General features: G+C 56.1%; 18 protein-coding genes and 1 other RNA gene. 4 read left to right on the forward strand and 15 right to left on the reverse strand.

Translation table 11 applies throughout. From position 1 onward, the window contains the following. Positions 1–60: 60 nt before the first annotated feature. The 4 genes from KI809_RS07905 to argB all read right to left on the reverse strand — a co-directional run bounded on the left by KI809_RS07905 (position 61) and on the right by argB (position 4,424). Positions 61–1,281: an argininosuccinate synthase gene (locus KI809_RS07905; protein ID WP_214170988.1), complete on the reverse strand. Its 1,221-nt coding sequence runs from the start codon at positions 1,279–1,281 to the stop codon at positions 61–63. Positions 1,282–1,307: 26 nt separating this feature from the next. Then, positions 1,308–2,216: an ornithine carbamoyltransferase gene (argF, locus tag KI809_RS07910; protein WP_214170989.1), complete on the reverse strand. Its 909-nt coding sequence runs from the start codon at positions 2,214–2,216 to the stop codon at positions 1,308–1,310. Further along, a complete protein-coding gene (locus tag KI809_RS07915; protein WP_214170990.1) occupies positions 2,213–3,412 on the reverse strand; it encodes an acetylornithine transaminase in 1,200 nt (399 codons plus the stop codon). Before KI809_RS07915 ends, argF begins: the two co-directional genes overlap by 4 nt. Before the next feature lie 136 nt (positions 3,413–3,548). Next, complete coding sequence (gene argB / locus KI809_RS07920) at positions 3,549–4,424, reverse strand: acetylglutamate kinase (RefSeq protein ID WP_214170991.1); 876 nt, start codon at positions 4,422–4,424, stop codon at positions 3,549–3,551. Positions 4,425–4,643: 219 nt separating this feature from the next. On the opposite strand from argB, the gene KI809_RS20855 reads away from it, so the two are divergent. Further along, positions 4,644–6,158: a diguanylate cyclase gene (locus KI809_RS20855; protein WP_214170992.1), complete on the forward strand. Its 1,515-nt coding sequence runs from the start codon at positions 4,644–4,646 to the stop codon at positions 6,156–6,158. Here KI809_RS20855 and KI809_RS07930 read toward each other — a convergent pair. The 10 genes from KI809_RS07930 to larB all read right to left on the reverse strand — a co-directional run bounded on the left by KI809_RS07930 (position 6,155) and on the right by larB (position 17,674). Continuing rightward, positions 6,155–6,367 (reverse strand): YgaP family membrane protein, encoded by a 213-nt coding sequence (locus KI809_RS07930; RefSeq protein ID WP_214170993.1) that lies wholly within the window; start codon positions 6,365–6,367, stop codon positions 6,155–6,157. The genes KI809_RS20855 and KI809_RS07930 overlap by 4 nt on opposite strands. 48 nt (positions 6,368–6,415) lie before the next feature. Continuing rightward, a complete protein-coding gene (locus KI809_RS07935; protein ID WP_214170994.1) occupies positions 6,416–7,555 on the reverse strand; it encodes a hybrid sensor histidine kinase/response regulator in 1,140 nt (379 codons plus the stop codon). A gap of 73 nt (positions 7,556–7,628) precedes the next feature. Continuing rightward, a complete protein-coding gene (gene alaS / locus KI809_RS07940; protein WP_214170995.1) occupies positions 7,629–10,259 on the reverse strand; it encodes an alanine--tRNA ligase in 2,631 nt (876 codons plus the stop codon). A 46-nt stretch (positions 10,260–10,305) separates the two neighbouring features. Next, on the reverse strand, positions 10,306–10,776 hold the full coding sequence (locus KI809_RS07945) for a regulatory protein RecX (RefSeq protein WP_214170996.1): 471 nt from the start codon (positions 10,774–10,776) through the stop codon (positions 10,306–10,308). Then, complete coding sequence (locus tag KI809_RS07950; RefSeq protein ID WP_214170997.1) at positions 10,776–11,939, reverse strand: type IV pilus twitching motility protein PilT; 1,164 nt, start codon at positions 11,937–11,939, stop codon at positions 10,776–10,778. The genes KI809_RS07945 and KI809_RS07950 overlap by 1 nt, the downstream gene beginning before the upstream one ends. Before the next feature lie 52 nt (positions 11,940–11,991). Further along, entirely contained in the window at positions 11,992–12,978 is a 987-nt protein-coding gene (gene recA, locus KI809_RS07955) for a recombinase RecA (RefSeq protein WP_214170998.1), read from the reverse strand. A 113-nt stretch (positions 12,979–13,091) separates the two neighbouring features. After that, positions 13,092–15,215, reverse strand: coding sequence for a sensor histidine kinase (locus KI809_RS07960; protein WP_214170999.1), 2,124 nt, complete (start codon positions 15,213–15,215; stop codon positions 13,092–13,094). A gap of 4 nt (positions 15,216–15,219) precedes the next feature. After that, positions 15,220–15,759 carry a CinA family protein gene (locus tag KI809_RS07965; RefSeq protein ID WP_214171000.1) on the reverse strand — a complete coding sequence of 180 codons (540 nt, stop codon included), beginning with the start codon at positions 15,757–15,759 and terminating at the stop codon, positions 15,220–15,222. Then, positions 15,756–16,925 carry a nickel pincer cofactor biosynthesis protein LarC gene (gene larC, locus KI809_RS07970; RefSeq protein WP_214171001.1) on the reverse strand — a complete coding sequence of 390 codons (1,170 nt, stop codon included), beginning with the start codon at positions 16,923–16,925 and terminating at the stop codon, positions 15,756–15,758. Before larC ends, KI809_RS07965 begins: the two co-directional genes overlap by 4 nt. Further along, positions 16,922–17,674, reverse strand: a complete 753-nt coding sequence (larB, locus tag KI809_RS07975; RefSeq protein ID WP_214171002.1) for a nickel pincer cofactor biosynthesis protein LarB — start codon at positions 17,672–17,674, stop codon at positions 16,922–16,924. The genes larC and larB overlap by 4 nt, the downstream gene beginning before the upstream one ends. A 226-nt stretch (positions 17,675–17,900) precedes the next feature. On the opposite strand from larB, the gene aroF reads away from it, so the two are divergent. From aroF to KI809_RS07990, 3 genes are all read left to right on the forward strand, one after another. Beyond that, a complete protein-coding gene (aroF, locus tag KI809_RS07980) occupies positions 17,901–18,926 on the forward strand; it encodes a 3-deoxy-7-phosphoheptulonate synthase (protein WP_214171003.1) in 1,026 nt (341 codons plus the stop codon). A 41-nt stretch (positions 18,927–18,967) separates the two neighbouring features. Then, positions 18,968–19,144, forward strand: a non-coding RNA gene (gene ssrS, locus KI809_RS07985) — 6S RNA. A gap of 85 nt (positions 19,145–19,229) precedes the next feature. After that, positions 19,230–20,063 carry a formylglycine-generating enzyme family protein gene (locus KI809_RS07990; protein ID WP_214171004.1) on the forward strand — a complete coding sequence of 278 codons (834 nt, stop codon included), beginning with the start codon at positions 19,230–19,232 and terminating at the stop codon, positions 20,061–20,063. Between the two features lie 29 nt (positions 20,064–20,092). Here KI809_RS07990 and KI809_RS07995 read toward each other — a convergent pair whose 3' ends face one another. Then, entirely contained in the window at positions 20,093–20,443 is a 351-nt protein-coding gene (locus KI809_RS07995; protein WP_214171005.1) for a hypothetical protein, read from the reverse strand. Positions 20,444–20,505 lie beyond the last annotated feature (62 nt).

Below are 20,505 nucleotides of genomic sequence, written 5' to 3' on the forward strand. Positions count from 1 at the left end.
CGCAACAAAGGGGCATGACCTGGCCATGCCCCTCTGCTTTCGGTTATATGTGACCGGTGGTTACTTCTTGTTTTTCATCAACGACTGGATCCGCAGCCGTAGGGAGTTGATCTTAATGAAGCCAGTGGCGTCAGCCTGGTTGTAGACCTGGTCCTTCTCAAAGGTGGCAAAGTCGAGGTTGAACAGGGAATCGGTCTCGGACTTGCGGCCGACAGTGCGACAGTGGCCTTTGTACAGCTTGAGCCGGGCCACACCGTTGACGGTCTTCTGGGAGTCGTCGATCAGGGTCTGCAGCATCAACCGCTCCGGCGAGAACCAGTAGCCGGCATAGATCTGCCAGGCATACTGCGGAATGAGCGAGTCGCGAATCCGCATCACCTCGCGGTCCATGGTGATCTGCTCCACGGCGGAGTGGGCCTCGCGCAGGATGGTGCCACCCGGGGTCTCATAGACGCCGCGCGACTTCATGCCTACCGAGCGGTTTTCCAGCAGATCAACCCGGCCGATGCCGTGCTCGCCGCCGATGTAGTTCAGGTGGGCCAGAAGCTGGGCCGGGGACATGGCAACGCCGTCCACTGCCACGGCATTGCCGTTCTTGAACTCGATCTCGATGAACTGCGGCTTATTGGGAGCCTTTTCCGGGGCCTTGGTCAGCACGTACATGTTCTCGGGTGGCTCAGCCCAGGTATCTTCCAGGATGCCGCCTTCAAAGGAGATATGAAGCAGGTTGCGGTCACTGGACCAGGGGCGCTTCTTGGTAACCGGGATCGGGATGCCGTTCTTCTTAGCATAGCTCACCAGGGCGGCGCGGCTGTTCAGTTTCCAGTCCCGCCACGGGGCAACCACGGTGATCGACGGATCGAAATGGTAGTAGGCCAGCTCGAAGCGGACCTGGTCGTTCCCCTTGCCGGTGGCGCCGTGGGAAACAGCGTCGGCGCCTTCAAGTTTGGCGATCTCCATCTGGCGCTTGGCGATCAGCGGCCGGGCAATGGAGGTACCGAGCAGGTAGTGCCCCTCATAGACCGCATTGGCGCGGAACATCGGGTAAACAAAGTCGCGAACAAATTCTTCCTTCAGGTCGTCGATGTAGACCTTGCTGGCGCCGGTGGCAAACGCCTTCTCCCGGACGGGATCTAGCTCATCACCCTGGCCGAGATCGGCGGAAAAGGCGATGACTTCGCAGCCGTACTCATTCTTCAGCCATTTGAGGATGATCGAGGTGTCCAACCCGCCGGAATAGGCAAGGACTATCTTTTTCACTTCGGTCTTGGGTTTAGCCATTCTGTGGTCTCTCCTTTTATGTGACGCTATTTAATCAAAGTTGCCATAATCGCTTTCTGTACATGCAACCGGTTCTCAGCCTCGTCCCAGACCACGGAGCGCGGCCCTTCGATGACGCTGTCGCTGATCTCCTCGCCACGGTGAGCAGGGAGACAGTGAAGGACCAGGCAATCCGGCTTGGCAAGGCTGAGCAAGGCATCGTCGAGGCAGTAACCGGCAAACGCCTTCTCCCGAACTTTCTGCTCCGCTTCCTGACCCATGCTGGCCCAGACATCGGTATTGAGTACGTCGGCCCCGGCTACCGCCTCGCGGGGATCGGTTGTAAGGACCAGCTTTGCCCCGCGGTCTTTTGCCCAGGCAAGGACACCGGCATCCGGCTCATACCCCTTGGGGCAGGCAAGACGCAGCTCAAAACCGAAGATCGCGGCTGCCTCGATCCAGGTGTTGGCCATGTTGTTGCCATCGCCGACCCAGGCATAGCTGAGCCCGTCGTAGCGCCCCTTGTGCTCGATGACGGTGAAGATGTCGGCCATGATCTGGCAGGGGTGGAACTTGTCGGTCAGGCCGTTGATGACCGGCACGTTCGAATACTGGGCAAATTCGTCCACGATCTCCTGACCATAGGTCCGGATCATGACGCCATCGCAATAGCGGGACATAACCCGGGCAGTGTCCTTGATCGGCTCCCCGCGTCCCATCTGCGAGGTTGCCGAGGAGATGAACAGCGGCTGGCCGCCGAGCTGAAACACGCCGACCTCAAACGAGATGCGGGTGCGGGTCGATGATTTCTCGAAGATCAGCGCAACACTCTTCCCCTTGAGCAGGTGATGCTCAAGGCCGCTCTTCTGCTTGGCCTTCAACTCGCCGGTCAGCTTGAACAGGGCGTCGAGTTCCGCTTTTGAATACTGGCTGAGCGCCAGGAAATGGCGGGTCATGCCGTTACCTCCTGAAATATTCCTTCGAGAATGCCGATCATCTCGTTTACCTCCTGCTTGGAAACGATGAGCGGCGGAACAAACCGCAGCACTTTGTCCTGGGCCACATTGAGCAGAACGCCCCGCTCGTGGCCTTTTTTAACGACATCGCCGGCCGGTACGGTCAGCTCCATGCCGATCATCAAGCCTATGCCACGCACCTCGGCGACAAAGGGGAACTTCTTAGCCAGGGCTTCCAGTTCTCCGAGAAGATACTCTCCCATCTCCTCGGCCCGATTGAGGATGCCGTCTTCCAGGATGCACCTTATGGTAGCTATGGCGGCGGCAGTTACCAGCGGATTACCGCCGAAGGTTGAGCCGTGGGTGCCGGGGCTGAAGGATGCCGCGACCTCGTCCCGTGCCAGCATAGTGCCGATCGGCGCACCGCCGGCCAGAGCCTTGGCCAGGGTCATAATATCGGGCTCGATACCGAAATGCTCGTAGGCAAACAGCTTGCCGGTCCGACCGATCCCCACCTGGACCTCGTCAAAGATCAACAGCAGTTGGTGACGATTGCAGATCTCCCGCACTGCCCGAAAATAGTCGGCCGACGGCACCACTACGCCCCCCTCGCCCTGGATCGGCTCCAGCATGATGGCGCAGGTCTGGGGGGTAATCGCGGCCTCAAGCGCAGCGGCATCGTTGAAAGGCACATAGCGGAAACCGTGCAGTAGCGGATCGAAAAATTTCTGCACCTTCTCCTGCCCTGTGGCGGAGACCGTTGCCATGGTTCGGCCGTGAAACGAAGCAAGGGCGGTGATTATTTCGTAGCGTTCCGGATTGCCGTGGGTTTCCCGGCTATATTTCCGGGCCAGCTTGATGGCTGCCTCGTTCGCTTCGGCCCCGGAGTTGCAGAAAAACGCCTTGTCGGCAAACGAATGGCTGCAAAGGAGTTCGGCCAGTTCGATCTGCGGCGGGATCTGGTAGTAGTTGGAGCAATGGATCATGGTTGCCGCCTGATCCTGGATTGCCTTAACTACCTTGGGATGACAGTGACCAAGGTTGTTCACTGCCACGCCTGCCAGGAAATCGAGATATTCCTTGCCGTCCGCATCCCAAACCCTGCACCCTGCGCCGCGCACCGGCACCACCGGGTAGCGGCCATAAGTCTTCATTATGTATTTGTCAGATTTTTCTATCCATTGTGCAGAGTTCATTATCTGTCCTCCAGGAAACGTGATAGTTGCGTCAGGTTGGTGCTCCCGCAGAAGCTCCCGCGGAGGTGTAGCAGGCTACGCCGCACAAGCGGAGATTCGAGGACAGCGCCAAGATGGTGCAACTAGCGCGTTTCATCTATGCTATCTCCGTTCCCACACCGACATCGGTAAAAATCTCCAGCAGCACGGCATGCCGGACCCGGCCGTCTATGATATGGGCTTTTCTCGCCCCTTCTTTCAGGGCATCGACGCAGCATTCAACCTTTGGGATCATCCCTCCGGAGATGGTGGCGTCATCGATCAGGCGCGGCACATCGGCCAGCGGAATGCTTGGTATCAGGGTTCCACCCTTGTCCTTGACTCCTTCGACATCGGTCAGCAACATCAGCTTTTCTGCCTTCAGCGCCCCGGCGATCCTTCCGGCGACCAGGTCGGCGTTGATGTTGTAGCTTGCGCCGTCGGCACCGACCCCTACCGGCGCGATCACCGGGATGAATTTGCCATGCTCAAGGGTCTGGATCAGCTCCTGATTGACCTTCACCACGTTGCCCACATAACCGATATCAACCATTTCGACGCTGCCGTCGTCGCCCTTGATCTCCTGGAGCATCTTTTCACAAAGGAGCAGGGTGCCGTCCTTGCCGGAAAGCCCCACGGCGCGACCGCCATGCTGGTTGAGATAGCCGACAACCTCCCGGTTGACCTGGCCCACCAGCACCATCTCCACGACCTTCATGGTCTCGCTGTCGGTAACACGCATGCCGCGAACGAATTCGGAAACAATGCCGTACCGTTTGAGGGTTTCGTTGATCTGCGGACCGCCGCCATGCACGATAACCGTGTTGATGCCGAGCGACTTGAGCAGGATGACATCAAGGGCAAACGACTCCTTGAGCTGCTCGTCAGCCATGGCATGGCCGCCATACTTGATGACGATCGTTTTGCCTGAGAAACGACGGATATAGGGAAGGGCCTCCATCAGGGTGTTGGCCTTGTCGATCAGATGCTGCATAGAATCTCCGTAAGCAGGCAGAAATGCCGGATAATGAGAAGAGGTTACTATAGCAGAACGAGGTGAATTATCAACCTTTATGAGCCCCGATAGCAGGTTTTACGCAGAGAAATGCGCCGTATTTGAAATTTTCAACGGGAAGATCGATAAACATATCGCCGTGGACGCCAGGGAGTTTTCTGCTACAATGAAGCAATTAACGCATACCTGCGAGGCATCGTGAATATCCGCATTAAACTCGTATCCAGCTTTGGCGTAGTGGTAATCGGTATGCTCACTGCCCTCGGAATAATAACCTATCTCACTTTTTCCGAAACAATCCTCAAAGACCGTAAAAGATACTTCGATTCTTCTGCGAGGAATGCCGCAGAAATGGTAGATGCCTATCTCGTTCGGGAGCTTGAAGTCGTCACGCATGCTTTGCAGCCTCTGGTGAAAGATGGCAGACTGACCCGGCCCGATCCGCAGAGAATGGCCCACATTTTCGATCATTTCAGAAAGCACCCGGTCCTTAGCGGAGTAGCGCTGTACGATGTGCATGGCCAAGATCTGGCTATTTCCTATGGAATGGTCGGCATTGGTTTCCCGGATTCTTTTCACTCCATACTCAGTAATCACAAATTAACAAGCTTCAATGTCGGCAAAGAGCTTTTCGTAGCCCTGCCAATTACGGATGACAATGGGGCCAAGACCAATTTTGTTATATTGGTGAGGGTCAATAGCCGCAGCCTAGAAACTTTTTTAAAAAAGCAGGCAATCCCAGATTCACTTCTAATGGTCTTTTTTGACAGTCAGCACATCGTTACCGTTTATCCAGGGAATAAAGAAGATTTTCCCGACATCCAGCCTGCTGAATTTGGTTCGGAAGCACGTGCCAAAGCTGACAAGCTAAACAACCGGTTCGATGTTTTTTCTTATGTAGGCTCAACTGTTTCAGTCCGCCTTACCTATCTCGTTCCCAAGAAGGTTATGCTTGCTGATGTGATAACACTGAAAGACAGGGTTATCACCGCTTTGCTGCTGCTTGGATGGATTTCAATCTGGATTGTGCTGCTCATAGCTCATCGACTCGCAAAACCGATTGTGAAACTGAGCAAAGCGAGTGAAGACATTATAACATTCAGCTATGGAGAACCACTGGACTTTAGTCCCTCCAATGATGAAGTCGGAAAGCTCGCCAAAAACCTTGAAATTATGCGCATGAAGATAAAGGAACTCATCTCGATAGACCCTTTGACAGATGTCTACAATAGGCGCTATATGATGCATGCCCTTGAAATGGCGGTAACAAAGTCAGTCCGTACATGCGAAGAGCTGTCATGCATAATGCTGGATATGGATCACTTCAAAAGTATCAATGATAAATACGGACATCTCGGGGGAGATGAAGTACTGATTGCCCTCGGCACCCTTTTGAAATCTCATGTTCGCATTTATGACGTAGTTGCCAGGTTTGGCGGTGAGGAGTTTGCGATAATCCTTCCTGGAGTGGCAATCAGCGAAGCGAACCAAACGGCAGAAAGAATACGTAAAGCAATTGAAGCCCTATCTGTTAATTTCAAAGGGCAGCAGATCAATTTCACCATCAGTGCCGGCGTCTCGTCGCTTTCACTAATTGCGGTGAAAACCCCTGATGCGCTTATTGATTCGGCAGATATTGCTCTCTACAGTGCAAAAAGCTTAGGGAGGAATACAGTGGCATTGTACTGCGAAATTGAAAATGCAAAAAGCTAGCCTTTGCCTGTAGTATCTAAATCTACAATCCAATACATTGGACAGACCCTGAAGAGTGCCGAAAGAAAAACAATTGTCCCGAATACTCCGATTAAAAACTTGAACGTTCCGCCGGTAACTATCGGATTATCGAAAAACCCGACATACATAAAGAGCAAACCGAGAGTAAACCGGATAATCCGGTCTAAGGTCCCCACATTTTTTTTCATGACATCCTCGAAAATTCTTAACTATTACTCGAGTCACGTGAACTACAATTAACCGGCTGGCATTCCATCGTTTAGCGGTATGGTGATGGAGGCGCAGGTCCCCTTGCCGGCTTCGCTTTCAATGCTGATTGTTCCGCCGTGGAGGCGAACGAATTCCCGGGCATAATAAAGCCCCAAACCAAAGCCCCTTACCTGGCCGGTGTTGGCTGGGTCTACCTGGTAAAATTTTTCGAATATCTTTGGCAGCTCTTCCCGGGAAATTCCGGCACCGGAGTCGCGCACCTGTAATACTGCCCGATCGCCGGACGCTTTCAGCGAGATGGTGACTGTGCCGGTTTCCCCTGAGAATTTGTAGGCGTTTTCGATGATCTGGCGTATGGCAAAGCCCAGCTTCTCCCGATCGGCAGATACCGGCGGCAGCGGCTCAATGTCGAGAACCGATTGGAGGCTGGTCTTGCTCAGCACCTCCCTGGACTCGGCTATCGCCTGCATGATGACGGTTGCCATGTCGCACCGTTCCAGGCGAAGCGATTCGCCGTTGGCCATCACCCGGCTGAAGGTAAGCAGCTCAGCCACCATCCGCTCCAGATAACAGGCCTCGTTGTACACCATTTTTACATTTTGCCGGTAGATGTCGTCTTCCTGGTCAAAAAGACCGGTGGAAAGGTTCTGGAGGAACAGGGAGATTGCGGTGATCGGGGTCCGGAATTTATGCGAGATGAGCGACAGGAAATTAGTCTTGAGCCGGTCGAGATTCTTCAGGCTCGCCAGCTCTTCTTTCAGTTCTTTCTTGACCAAAGCCTTGTCAACAGCGGTTTTCAGCTGCAGCAGGTTGAGCGGCTTGGCGATAAAGTCATCGGCGTCATCCTTCAGGGCGTTCAGGATGACCTCCTTTTCCGCGAAACCGGTCATGATGATCACAACGGAAGTCGGATCGATCTCCTTCACCCGCTTCAGGAGATCAAGACCGGACATCTTCGGCATCATGACATCTGTCAGAATGACATCAATCCCCCCCTGCTCGAAAAGCGAGAGGGCATCGGTGCCGTCGCTCGCTTCAAGGACATGATACCCCTTGAGCGCCCTGCTGCAGAGATCGCGAATGATTGCCTCGTCATCGACAATCAGGATCGTTTTAGTGCCATCTCCTTTGACCGGGACACTGCTTTGCGTTTGGGAGAGGTCCATAAGGATCCTTTGAGGTAAAATAGTTCAAAACCGGTAAAATCTTCGTTTTCAACGAGAGTTGTCGCTCCGGTTATCAGGCAATGAGTTCGGCAGCTTTATCAAGAGCAGCCTTGAGGTTCTCCGGCTTGCTGCCGCCTGCCTGTGCCAGGTCGGGTTTGCCGCCACCGCTGCCGCCGATGATCGGCGCCAGTTCTCTGACAAGGTCGCCGGCCTTGAACCGGGCAGTCAGATCTTTGGTAACGGCAACCAGCAGATTGGCCTTATTGTCGGCAACAGCGCCAAGCACGATGATGCCGGAGCCGATACGGTCCTTAAGCGTGTCAGACAGCTCTCGCAGCCCTTTCGGGTTGGCGCCGGGGAGTTCTACTGCCAGCAGCTTCACGCCATTGACCTCCTTGGCTTCCGCGAGCAGATCCGAAGAATGGGCAGAGTTCAGTTTCCCCTGCAACGCCTCTATCTCGCGCTGCATCTCTCGCTGGCGGGCAATAAGCTTCTCAAGCTTGTCAACGGGGTCAGAGCCCTCGGCCTTGAGCAGCGAAGCAATGCGGCGCTTGCCTTCTTCCAGCTCCTGCACGTGGCGCAGCGCGCCGGTACCGGTCAGTGCTTCGATCCGGCGCACTCCGGCGGCAATCCCAGCCTCGGAGATAATCTTGCACAGGCCAATCTCACCGGCAGCATGAACATGAGTACCACCGCACAGCTCCATGCTGACCTCACCGACCCGCACCACCCGGACCCGTTCGCCGTATTTTTCACCGAAAAAAGCGGTGGCGCCGCTCTCCATGGCATCGCTGACGCTCATCTCGGTAGCGTTGACATCCGAGTTCTCCATGATGTAACCGTTGACCAGCTCCTCGACCCGGGAGAGCTCTTCATCGGTCATGGCCGCAAAGTGGGTAAAGTCGAAGCGCAGCCGCTCCGGGTTCACCAGAGAACCAGCCTGCTTGACATGGTCCCCGAGCACCTGACGCAGGGCAGACTGCAGGAGATGGGTTGCGGTATGGTTTCTGGCGGTTGCCGAGCGCTCTTTCGACGATATCTTCAGGTCGGCGGCGTCTCCTTTGCGGATAGTCCCTTCAGTGACCACCGCATGGTGAACGATGAGATCGGCAAACGGCCTGGTAGCGTACTTGACCGTCAAATGAGCCGAACCAGTAGAAATGGTGCCGGTATCGCCGGCCTGCCCCCCTGATTCCCCGTAAAACGGGGACGAATCAGTGACAATTTCGATCTCCTCACCAACTCCGGCCTCACTCACCTCTTTGCCGTCACGGATCAGTGCCGTGACCGTACCGTAGGAGCATTTTTCACCGTAGCCGACAAATTTGGTTCGCACCCCGGAATTGTGCAGGTTCTTGAAGATGGCCGCAATCCCCTCCTCGCCGGACCCTTTCCAGTTCTCCCGGGCCTGCTCTCGCTGTCGCTCCATGCAGGCCTCGAAACCGGCCTCGTCAAGGATGAACCCTTCGGCAGCCACGATGTCGGCGGTAAGGTCGATCGGAAAGCCAAACGTGTCATAAAGCTTAAAGATTATCTCCCCAGGGATCACATGGACCCCGGACTTTTTCAGGCTGGCAACCTCGTCATTGAGGATGGCAAGACCACGGTCCAGAGTCTCGGCAAAACGCTCCTCCTCGGCCTTGATCACTTTTTTCACGTATTCTTCCCGCTCCAGCAGCTCCGGGAAGGCGTCCCCCATGATGCTGTTCACTGCATCCACCGCCCGGTACAGGACCGGTTCGGCAAAACCGAGCATCTTGGCATGGCGGGCTGCCCGGCGCATGATCCGGCGGAGCACGTAGCCGCGCCCCTCGTTCGACGGAAGCACGCCGTCGCAGATGAGGAAGGTTACGGCGCGGGAGTGGTCGGCAATGACCCGCATCGAGACGTCGTCTTTGTCATTGGTCCGATATTTCTTGCCCGACAGTTTTTCAATATGTTTGATGATCCCCTGGATCAGGTCAGTGTCGTAATTGGACGTTACCCCCTGCATCACGGCGGAAATCCGCTCAAGCCCCATGCCGGTATCGACTGATGGCTTGGGGAGCGGTGTCAGGGTGCCGTCTGCTGACCGGTCAAACTGCATGAAGACATTGTTCCAGATCTCCATGTAACGGTCGCAATCGCAGCCGACCGCACAATCCGGGCTACCACATCCAGTTCCTGGGCCATTGTCCCAGAAAATCTCGGTACAGGGGCCGCAAGGGCCGGTATCACCCATTGACCAGAAGTTGTCCTTCTCGCCGAACCGGTAGATCCGCTCTCTCGGCACCCCTTCCTGCTGATGCCAGATCTCGGCGGCCTCGTCGTCATCGGTATAAACCGTCACATAGAGCCGGCTCTTGTCGAGTTTCAACTCTTTGGTCAGGAACTCCCAGGCATAGGCAATCGCTTCTTTTTTGAAGTAATCGCCGAAGGAGAAATTGCCCAGCATCTCGAAAAAGGTATGGTGACGAGCAGTGCGGCCGACGTTCTCCAGGTCGTTGTGCTTGCCGCCGGCCCGGACGCATTTCTGCGAACTGGCGGCTCTCACGTAATCACGCTTCTCCATGCCGAGAAAGCAGTCTTTGAACTGGTTCATCCCTGCATTGGTAAAAAGCAGGGTCGGATCGTTGTGCGGAACGAGCCCTGAGCTCTGCACTATGGTGTGGCCACGCTCCATGAAAAAGGTAAGAAATTTTGCCCTGAGTTCTCTGCCGGTCATTTATTGATCCTCTGCTTGGAATTATTTGCTAAACACAAGTGGAAATTTATTCTTCGTCGCTAACGTCCTTGAAAAAAGCCATGATCGCCCCTGCGGAAAACCCTCGCCGTTGCAGGAAGCCGAATATCCGGCGTTTTTCACGGACATCCGCGACTAACGGCTCAAAATCAGGAAACCTGCGCCGTAACAGCATCCGCAAGGTCTCAGCCTCATTCGCCCCGGATGTCAGTCCGCTGATCACTTCATCGGCAATGGCCGGCTCAATCCCTTTCTGCCGGAGTTCCGCGCGCAGACGGGGACCGTAGCATTTGCCGTTTTCAAGGGCAGCCGTTGCCCAGTGTTCTGCGTAACGGCGGTCGTCAATATAACCTTTTTCCCGAAAAGCCGCGAGAGTTGCGTCTGCAATCTGCGGAGAGATGCCGTTGCGGATTAATTTACGCCTGAGCTCAGCCGTGCTGTGATCCCGGCGCGCCAGGATCCGCAGAGCCGATTCACGGGCCTTCGCCTCTTCAGTCATCAAAATTTCTCAATTTTGATCTTGCCGTCTTCCCCGACATTCTCGTCCGGTTTCTCCTCCTTGGTAAACTGGTCCCAGCTGGCATTGGAGGTTGAGGAAATTCCCGAGACCTTGAGAGCGAAGTCATCCGGGTTTGAGGATTGCCGCAGCGCCTCTTCATAGGAGATCAGCTTGCTAGAGTACAGTTTCATCAGAGATTGATCGAATGTCTGCATGCCATAGGAGATAACCCCCTGGGATATCGCCTCCGGAATCTGTTTGGTTTTCATCTCGTCATCGATACATTCCCGAATGCGCGCCGTGCCGAGCAGCACTTCTACTGCCGGCACCCGCCCCTTGCCGTCTGCCCGCGGCACCAAGCGCTGGGAGATGACTCCCTTGATAACGGATGAGAGCTGCGTCCGCACCTGGCGCTGATGGTACGGCGGAAAGACCGAGATGATCCGGTTCACGGTTTCAGCGGCATCGAGGGTATGCAGCGTTGACATCACCAGATGGCCGGTTTCTGCCGCAGACATCGCTGTTTCAATCGTCTCCAGATCTCGCATCTCGCCGACCAGGATCACGTCCGGATCCTGGCGCAGGGCGCTTTTCAGCGCCGAGGCGTAATTGAGGGTATCAAAGCCGACCTCGCGCTGGCTGATGATGCTTTTCTTGTCGCGGTGCAGGAACTCCACCGGGTCTTCAATGGTAATGACATTGGTGGTACGGGTGTCATTGATATAATCGATCATTGCCGCCAGAGTGGACGACTTGCCGCTGCCAGTGGTGCCGGTCACCAAGATCATGCCGCGTTCCTCGGCAGCAATTTTTTTCAGGACCGGCGGCAGATTTAGTGAATCCAGGGTCGGAATGGCGAACGGGATCGAGCGGAACACCATGGCCGTTGAACCCCGCTGGTTGTAGACACTTACCCTGAACCGGCCAAGCCCCGGAATGCCGTGGGCAAGGTCGGTTTCATAATGCTGGGCGAACTGCATCTTCTGCCGTTCGTTCATGATGCTGTTGGCAAGCTCGTTAATTATATCCGGGGTGAGCCGCGGCACATTGGGCATCGGGTGCAACTTGCCGTCAATCCTGACTATGGGGGGCTGCCCGCTCTTAAAATGGATATCGGAACCTCGTGCCTTAACGGCAAGGGTGAGGATCTCGTTCAGGTTCATGGTGCCCCCCTCAAGTGTCGATCAGTGGTAAGGTGAACTGGCTTTAAAGCGCTTAGCGGCTGACCTCTTCCCGTAGTTTGGTTTCGATCTCGGTCATGGTCTCAGGGTGCTCTTTCAGGAAAACCCTGGCGTTTTCACGCCCCTGACCGATCCGTTCCTTGCCGTAGGAGTACCATGCCCCGCTTTTTTCCACGATATTCCGGTCAACCGCCAAGTCAAGCACATCACCTTCCCTGGAGATCCCTTCACCGTAGAGAATGTCGAACTCCACCTCTTTGAACGGTGGCGCCACCTTGTTCTTGACCACTTTGACCCTGGTGCGCGAACCGATGATATCATCACCTTTCTTGAGCGCGGCGATCTTGCGGATATCCATTCTGACCGAGGCGTAAAACTTCAGGGCATTGCCGCCAGTTGTGGTTTCCGGGTTGCCGAACATCACACCGATCTTCATGCGGATCTGGTTGATGAAGATCACGCAGCAGTTGGACTTGCTGATGATACCGGTCAGCTTGCGCAGCGCCTGGGACATCAGCCGGGCCTGGAGCCCCATGTGCGAATCACCCATCTCGCCTTCGATTTCGGCCTTCGGCACCAGGGCGGCAACCGAGTCTATTACCAGGACATCGATCGCTCCACTGCGCACCAGCATCTCTGCTATTTCCAGGGCCTGTTCGCCGGTGTCCGGCTGCGATACCAGCAGGTCGTCGGTCTTAACCCCGAGCTTGCGGGCATAACCGATGTCAAGGGCATGTTCGGCGTCGACAAAAGCGGCGATACCACCGAGTTTCTGGGCCTCGGCGACGATATGCAGCGCTAGGGTTGTTTTCCCGGAAGATTCCGGCCCGAAGACCTCCACGACTCGGCCGCGGGGAACGCCTCCCACCCCAAGGGCGATATCCAGGGAGAGCGCCCCGGTGGATATGGCGGCAACATCCGGCAGTGCTTCATCGTTGCCGAGCCGCATGATGGCCCCTTTGCCGAACTGCTTCTCAATCTGTGTCAATGCAAGCTCAATAGCTTTTTCCCGATCGCTCATGAACGAATCTCCGTTGTCGTTGTCTTAAAAACCGTCAAACACTGGCGGCAGTGTGGGTGATAGCATATAACCCTTCGAGTTTTCAACCCCTCTTTGGTGTAAGAGGACTGTGATCAGTTTAATAGTGGCGGATGTGTCTCCTCTGTCTGGCCGGAGTCGTCACTGCCATGCATGAAAGGGAGTACCGGCTGGAGTTCGGCTTCCTCGGTCGGCAGCAGCACGAAAAACGAGCTTCCCGGCGATTTGTCGGGGTCCTGGTGAGGACTTTCCACCCAGACCATCCCTCCATGGGCCTCTATCATCCCCTTGACGATGGAAAGCCCCAATCCAGGACCTTTGCCCTGGAACTTGGTCTTGCCGCTGGAGTGATGGCGGATGTCGCCGGCCCCATAGAACTTGTCGAAAATATGCAGATGATCGTCTTTGTTGATGCCGATACCGCTGTCCCTGATCTCAACAAGGATGAAACTTGCAGTCCCGGCGTTTTCAAGGAATGCGGCATTGAACTGCGACAGGACTTCTCTTTTGGCCTCAAGCAGTGAACGGTCAACAATATGGGCGGAAATGAAAATATCTCCACCGTCAGAGGAAAACTTGATCGCGTTTTCCAATAGCTGGGAAAAAACCTCTTCCAGATATTCCCGGTCGGCGAAAAAGGAGGGAATGGCTTCGATATGCCCCATGGTCAACCTTTGGCCGCGCTCTCCCAGCACCGGAACAAAATGTTCATTCAGCTCCTTGAGCATATCCTCAAGGTTTATCGGCGCCTTGCTCAGGGAGAAGCTCTTGGACTCAAGCCGGGCAACCTTGAGGAGGTTGGTCACAATGTCATTGAGCCTGGTGCCACCTTCGTGGATGATCGCTATCAGGCGTTCCTCTTCGGGAGACCAGACACCGTTGCTTGCCATCAGGAACTGGGTGCCACCGATGATACTGGTCAGCGGGGTCTTGAATTCATGGGAAACAATCCCCAGGAAATGGGTCTTCATCCGGTCGAGCCGTTCCAGGTCCTTATTGGCCCGCTCCACCAGGGCAAGGTTCATTTTCAGCCGTTTCTGAGAGAGCGCCAGCTGATGGCTGTTCTTTTCCAGCAGGGTATACGAGCGCAGCAGCTCCTCGGTCTTCCAGGAGAGCTCGGCAAAGACCCGGGCATGCTCGATGACCATGCCGATCTGGTTGCCGACAGTATTGAGAAAGCGGATGTCTTCCTGGCTGCAGGAACGGACCGTTTCCGAGAAAATATGCAGAATCCCCACCGCTTTCTGGTTGGCAAAAAGCGGAACCCCTGCCAGAGATTGCCAGCCGTGGTCGCCGGCGGCCAGAACCACCTGGCACGGCCGCTGATGAGCCGCTGGCAGCGAGTGGCAGCAATGCCGTTCCTGGGTAGGGCAGACGCATTGCTCAATGAGCTGAACCATCTCATCGGCCAGATTCCGCTGGATTGCCAGCGGCATCTTGTTGGTAACCCCATCCAGCAGATGAATCATGCCGGCCTCTGCCCCGAATGCCTCCATGGTTTCGGTCAGGATGACATCGAGCACCTTATCCATCTGCAGACTCAGGTTGGCTTTGGCGATGATGCTGTTCAGGATCGACAGCTCCCGGTTGCGTTGCTTGATCTCTTTTTCCGCCCGGCTCTTGAAAGTGATATCGCGCACCGTTACATGGACCACTTCTTCATCATCCAGGTCGATCAGCCGTGCTTCAACCTCGCCAAGAAACTCCTCATCATTCTTCCCCCGGAATGTCAGGGACTCGACCCTGCCTCGCCCCCGGCGCTTGACCCTGCGGACCAAGTCGCTGAAGCGCCGCCGTTCAGAGGTAGGGGTGAGATCCTTGCCGGTCAGGGCAAGCATCTCTTCCTTGCTGTAGCCGAACAGCTCGGTGCCTTTCCGGTTAACCTCCTGGAGCTGGTTGGTTCTGGCATCAAAGACGAACACGGCATTGCCGGCCCCTTCAAGAAGACACTTGTAGCGACGGGCAGTCTTGTCTACTTCCCGTTTCATATCAACCAGCCGCTCCAGGGCGTCGGCCTCTTTTCTTTCAAGTTCGGCGCGCCCGTTCTTGAGCATCAACTGCTGAACCAGCAGGAAACTGGTGATCAAAATAACCGCTGGCCAGAAAATAACTTCGGCACGTTCCCATGCGCCAAGCTCGATTGACAGCACCAGGCCAAAAAGGAGGCCGATCCCTGTGCAAAGGAGTTGAGAGAGCTGATCCATTCTCTTGGGGCTCATACGCTTACCTTTTCCTGTCATGAGAAACGGCAGAGAGGTGGCCCAGGATCCAGTCAACTGCATTGGCGGCTGAGAGCAGGCGAATCTGATGTCGGTCACCGAAAAGGTTGAGCAGCCGGGTGCGGCAACCGCTGCAGTCTGCAAACCCAAGATAAACGGTGCCAACCGGTTTTTCCGGCGTCCCGCCATTCGGTCCGGCTATTCCGGTTACCGCTATGGCGAGATCGCTGCCGGTACAGCGCAGAATCCCTTGGGCCATTGCCGCTGCAACTTCAGCGCTGACAGCGCCGCAGCTTTCGATAAGAGCGGGGGGGACCCCGAGAAAAGCAGACTTGGCAGCATTGGAGTATGCCACGACACCGGCGAGAAAATATTCCGAGCTGCCGGAGATATCGGTCAGCAACTCTGCCAGAAGCCCGCCGGTACACGATTCTGCTGTCGAAATGGTCAATCCCCTGTCTTTCAGCAAAACAGCCAGCTCGCGGATAAGCTCGCCGATGTTGGCAGAGGCAACGGCCAATTTATCCGAAGCCGGAAAAGTCATGGACGTTCCGCTGCTTCGTTTTCAACGAGCCGGTAGACATCGAGCAGCGCCATTCCCCGCTCGATCGCAAGCCGGCGACACTCTTCAAACTCAGGATATACCCGCGATCTGCCGTCAGGCAGCCGCACCCGTTTGACCCGGACCGGTCCGAGCGAGGTACTGCATGATTCCAGGCTCCGCTCAAGAGTTATCCGTTCCACCGGGTAATAACGTACCCCTATGGCAGTGGATTCAGTGAGCACCAGCCGGGCAAGCTCGTCAAGCCTTGTCCGGTCAGCGATTACCGTCAACCTTGTCCCTGGCCGGTTTTTTTTCATCTGGAGCGGGGCGAGCGCCACATCGAGCGCCCCGGCCTCGAAGAGACGATCCATGAGAAATCCGAGGATTTCCGGATTCATATCGTCAAGATGGGTCTCCATCACCAGAATCTGCTCCTGATCCCCGGCAGTTTCTCCCAGGAAGGCCCTCAGCAGATTAGGCCGCTGCTCGCATTTTTTGGTCCCGGCCCCGCAACCGATGGCCGCCATGGTCATTGCCGGCGCCGGGCCGCAAGCCGTTGCCAATGCCGCAACGATTGCCGCGCCGGTCGGGGTCACCCACTCACCCGGTACGCTGTCCGGCGTAACCTGCAGCCCCTTGAACAGCTCTGCCGTTGCCGGAGCCGGTACCGGTAGCCGGCCATGGGCGGTATCGACCCAGCCTGAGCCAAACGGCAGGGGAGAGCTGATGACCGTTGCCACTCCCAGATAATCGAGGCCAATGACAGTACCGACAATATCGACGATCGAATCAATGGCGCCGACTTCGTGAAAGTGAACCTTGTCGAGCGGCACACCGTGGACAGCGGCCTCGGCCTGGGCCAGCCGCAGGAAGATCTTCTGGGACAGCGCCTTTACCGCATCGGTCAACCCGCTGGCAGCTATCAGTCCTTTTATATCACTATAGTGGCGGTGGTGGTGCTGGTCCGGAGCATCTACCACGAAGTGGGTCGCGGTAATACCGAGCCTTGAGGTTTTTTCTAGCGAGATCCGGAAGGAACCGGGAGGGAGACCGAGACGATCAAGCCCGTCCTGCAGGACCTCCAGCGGCAATCCCAGATCCAACAACGCGCCGATGGTCATGTCTCCGGAGATCCCGGCTGCACAATCAAGGTAGAGGGTTTTCATGACGCCCTGTTTATCAGGGATGCGGCATAACCGGCGCCGAACCCGTTGTCGATATTGACGACCGTGACCCCTGAGGCGCAGGAATTCAGCATCCCCAGGAGAGCGGCAATACCGCCGAAAGAGGCGCCATAGCCGACAGAAGTCGGTACCGCAATGACCGGGCGATCCACCAGCCCCCCAACCACGGACGGCAACGCGCCCTCCATCCCTGCCACCACAACCAGCACCGTAGCGGTCTGCAGCAGCTCCCGGCGAGCCAGGAGACGGTGGATACCTGCCACCCCCACATCAAAGAGCTGCTCGACCTGGTTGCCCATGATCCTTGCCGTCACCACCGCTTCAGCCGCAACCGGGATATCGGAAGTACCGGCGGAGATAACCAGCACCGTGCCCCGGCCAACAATCTCGATCGGTCGCTGCTCAACGGTAATGCACCGAGCATCCTGGTGGTGACAGGCATTGGGGAAGCGGGCGCACAAGGCCAGCGCCTGCTCTTCCGCAAGCCTGGTGACCAGCACATTGTTACCCCGATCAAGCAGGGCGACCATGATCCGCTCGATCTGACCGATGCTCTTGCCCTGACCGAAGATCACTTCCGGATAACCCTGCCGCAGTTCCCGGTGGTGATCGACATTGGCGAAACCCAGGTCTTCAAAAGGGAGATGTTTGAGCCTCTCCAGGGATCGCTCCACCGAGATTTCTCCCGTTGCCACCCCTTCGAGAAGCCGTTTTAATTCATTAGAGTCCATGCGATTCATCCTGCCGAAAAATATCGAGTAATTGTATCATGTACAGAGCAAATTAAAAGCGTAAAGGGTTGACCGGCACCTTTACCCCTGTTATTGTTTGCAGGCTTCGTAAAAAGTCCGGTTATTCATGAATTACTCAGGTTTTCACAAACTTTGCATTTGAAGTTTTTCGCTGGCCGCAATTTTTCGTTTTTTTCAATAATGCGATACTCCGGAGGTGACAATCGTGCTTATCGTAATGCACCACAAGGCAGGGGACAAGCAGATCAATGCGGTGAAAGAGGCGGTTAAGGCTTTGGGATTGACCGCGGCTCCCATTCCCGGAAGCGAGCGCACCGCCATCGGCGTGCTTGGCAACAAGGGATACGTCGATGACTCTACCATCCGCGACCTTCCCGGCGTGCAGGAGGTAATCCACGTCTCCAAGCCTTACAAACTGGTATCGCGTGACTTCCACCCCCGCAACACCATTGTCAAGGTCGGCACGGTCGAGATCGGCGAGGGGCGGCCGCCAGTAGTCGCTGCCGGCCCTTGTGCCGTTGAGAGCGAGGAGCAGATCATGAAAACTGCCCGCGCCGTGAAAAAGGCCGGGGCCATGCTGCTGCGCGGCGGCGCCTTCAAACCGCGGACCGGTCCCCATACCTTCCAGGGGATGCGGGAAGAGGGGCTGCTGCTCCTGGAAAAAGCCGGCAAAGCAGTGGGCCTCCCTATCGTCACCGAGGTGATGAGCCCCGACACCGTGGGGCTGGTGGCTGAACATGCCGATCTGCTTCAAGTAGGCGCCCGTAACATGCAGAACTTCGACCTCCTGCGGGAACTCGGCAAGATTCGCAAGCCGGTTCTGCTCAAGAGGGGAATGAGTGCCACCGTTGAAGAGTTCCTTGCTGCAGCCGAATACATCCTTGCCGAGGGCAATCACAACGTCATCCTTTGTGAGCGGGGAATCAGGACCTTTGAAACCGCTACCCGCAATACGCTTGATCTGGCCATTGTGCCGCTGATAAAGGAACTCTCCCATCTCCCGATCATGGTTGACCCTTCGCACGCCACCGGCAAGCGCAGCCTGGTGCCACCGATGTCCAAGGCCGCCCTGGTAGGTGGGGCTCACGGCGTTCTGGTTGAGGTGCACCCCGAACCGGAGAAGGCACTTTCTGACGGCCCGCAATCTTTGACCTTTGCCGGCTTTGACCGGCTTATGGGGGAAATCGACCGGCTGACCGTCTTTCTTGGCTGGGACGAAAAAGCTCCTTGATTTTTTTCTGTTGAGCCGAGTAGAATGACACAAGATTAACGTTCTCTCTGTCATGCTCGTTAGGCTTACAAAGCCCAGGCGGAATGCTTATTTCACGGGAGCCTTTTGCGGTCGCGGTGTGCTGCCCCTTGCGGGAATTGCCTAAAGCGGCACAAAGGAGCCCACTTTTAAGGGAACTCGCTGAGAGGCCCCTAAGCCGACGGCATGGCGGAGAGATTGATCAAGGGGGAGGCGCGATAACCGCCTCCCCCTTTCGTATAATGACGGTTTGCCATTCTAATCAAAGATCGAGGTTGTTGGCTCATGTACTGGTTACGCCGAATTTTGCTGGCAATTTATCTGGTAGTTGCTATTCCCCTTGCCGCCGGGGCCGCAGAAAAGCCGGGCGCGCTTGTGCGGGACCGGCTGAGCAACGGCAGCGATGGCCCGGAAATGGTAGTCATCCCTGCGGGCAGCTTCCGGATGGGTGCAGTTCAGGGTGGCGGCGACAGCGACGAAAAGCCGGTACATCGCGTCACCATTGCCAAGCCCTTTGCCATGGGTCGATACGAAGTAACCTTTGCCGAGTATGACACCTTCTGCACGGCAACCGGCCGCGAGAAACCAAAGGACGGCCGGCGCTGGTTCCCATTCTCCAACTGGGGGAGAGAGCGACGGCCGGTGATCAACGTCTCCTGGAACGATGCCGTGGCTTACACAAAATGGCTCTCTGAGCAGACCGGGAAACATTACCGGCTCCCCAGCGAAGCGGAATGGGAGTACGCGGCCAAAGCCGGCAGCGAAGACCGCTACTGGTGGGGATTTAATATCGGAGAGAACCGGGCCAACTGCAAAGGGGCGGGCAGCAAGTTTGACGGCAAGAAAACCGCGCCGGTCGGATCGTTTCAGGCAAACCCGTTCGGCCTGTTTGATACCGCCGGCAATGTCTGGGAGTGGTGCCAGGACCGGTGGCATGAGAGTTACGAAGGTGCGCCTGCCGATGGCACTGCCTGGGAAACCGGAGAAGATCAGCGGCGCGTCGAACGCGGCGGATCATTCGGCAGCAAGCCGCGCTATGTCAGGTCATCGGCCCGCGGCCGTGGCAAGCCAACCGACAGATATGTCTATCTCGGCTTCCGGGTAGCAAGAGATTTATAGCCAACGCAGACGAAGATGAAGCAGCGGGATCAGTCGAAAAACTCGCTCTCCATCAGCTCCATGACCCCTTCAGGCGTAAACGGGAAGGTAGTCACATGCTCTTTGCCGCTTTGATCTTTCCACACCCAGCGGATAATTTCCCCTGCTGCTGCCGGTTCCCGGGTGAGCGGGTCAGGGTCCAGTTCTGTCAGTACCTGCCAAATTCCTTCCATGTCGAATAGCTCGAACCCTGCTGCGCCATCGATCGTCTCGATTTTGCGCAGAAAGCTATCAAGGATTTCATAATCGACAAGCGCCTCGTCTTCCCCCCACCATTTAATGAAACAATGTCCGGGCTGCCGGCATGCTTCGATGCGTTCCCTAAACTCGGCATGGTTCATAATCCCCTCCCAAAAAAACTTTTTCTGAGAGTATATCCGGCTGCGGCCTTAGTGCAAATCGA

Origin of the sequence: Geoanaerobacter pelophilus (assembly GCF_018476885.1) — a bacterium.
In the GTDB taxonomy this organism is placed as follows: domain Bacteria; phylum Desulfobacterota; class Desulfuromonadia; order Geobacterales; family DSM-12255; genus Geoanaerobacter; species Geoanaerobacter pelophilus.

Bases quoted from the DNA above. Each gene is read 5' to 3' on its own strand.
- KI809_RS07905 (WP_214170988.1), bottom strand. From the start codon at position 1,281: ATGGCTAAACCCAAGACCGAAGTGAAAAAGATAGTCCTTGCCTATTCC.
- argF (WP_214170989.1), bottom strand. From the start codon at position 2,216: ATGACCCGCCATTTCCTGGCGCTCAGCCAGTATTCAAAAGCGGAACTC.
- KI809_RS07915 (WP_214170990.1), bottom strand. From the start codon at position 3,412: ATGAACTCTGCACAATGGATAGAAAAATCTGACAAATACATAATGAAG.
- argB (WP_214170991.1), bottom strand. From the start codon at position 4,424: ATGCAGCATCTGATCGACAAGGCCAACACCCTGATGGAGGCCCTTCCC.
- KI809_RS07930 (WP_214170993.1), bottom strand. From the start codon at position 6,367: ATGAAAAAAAATGTGGGGACCTTAGACCGGATTATCCGGTTTACTCTC.
- KI809_RS07935 (WP_214170994.1), bottom strand. From the start codon at position 7,555: ATGGACCTCTCCCAAACGCAAAGCAGTGTCCCGGTCAAAGGAGATGGC.
- alaS (WP_214170995.1), bottom strand. From the start codon at position 10,259: ATGACCGGCAGAGAACTCAGGGCAAAATTTCTTACCTTTTTCATGGAG.
- KI809_RS07945 (WP_214170996.1), bottom strand. From the start codon at position 10,776: ATGACTGAAGAGGCGAAGGCCCGTGAATCGGCTCTGCGGATCCTGGCG.
- KI809_RS07950 (WP_214170997.1), bottom strand. From the start codon at position 11,939: ATGAACCTGAACGAGATCCTCACCCTTGCCGTTAAGGCACGAGGTTCC.
- recA (WP_214170998.1), bottom strand. From the start codon at position 12,978: ATGAGCGATCGGGAAAAAGCTATTGAGCTTGCATTGACACAGATTGAG.
- KI809_RS07960 (WP_214170999.1), bottom strand. From the start codon at position 15,215: ATGAGCCCCAAGAGAATGGATCAGCTCTCTCAACTCCTTTGCACAGGG.
- KI809_RS07965 (WP_214171000.1), bottom strand. From the start codon at position 15,759: ATGACTTTTCCGGCTTCGGATAAATTGGCCGTTGCCTCTGCCAACATC.
- larC (WP_214171001.1), bottom strand. From the start codon at position 16,925: ATGAAAACCCTCTACCTTGATTGTGCAGCCGGGATCTCCGGAGACATG.
- larB (WP_214171002.1), bottom strand. From the start codon at position 17,674: ATGGACTCTAATGAATTAAAACGGCTTCTCGAAGGGGTGGCAACGGGA.
- KI809_RS07990 (WP_214171004.1), top strand. From the start codon at position 19,230: ATGTACTGGTTACGCCGAATTTTGCTGGCAATTTATCTGGTAGTTGCT.
- KI809_RS07995 (WP_214171005.1), bottom strand. From the start codon at position 20,443: ATGAACCATGCCGAGTTTAGGGAACGCATCGAAGCATGCCGGCAGCCC.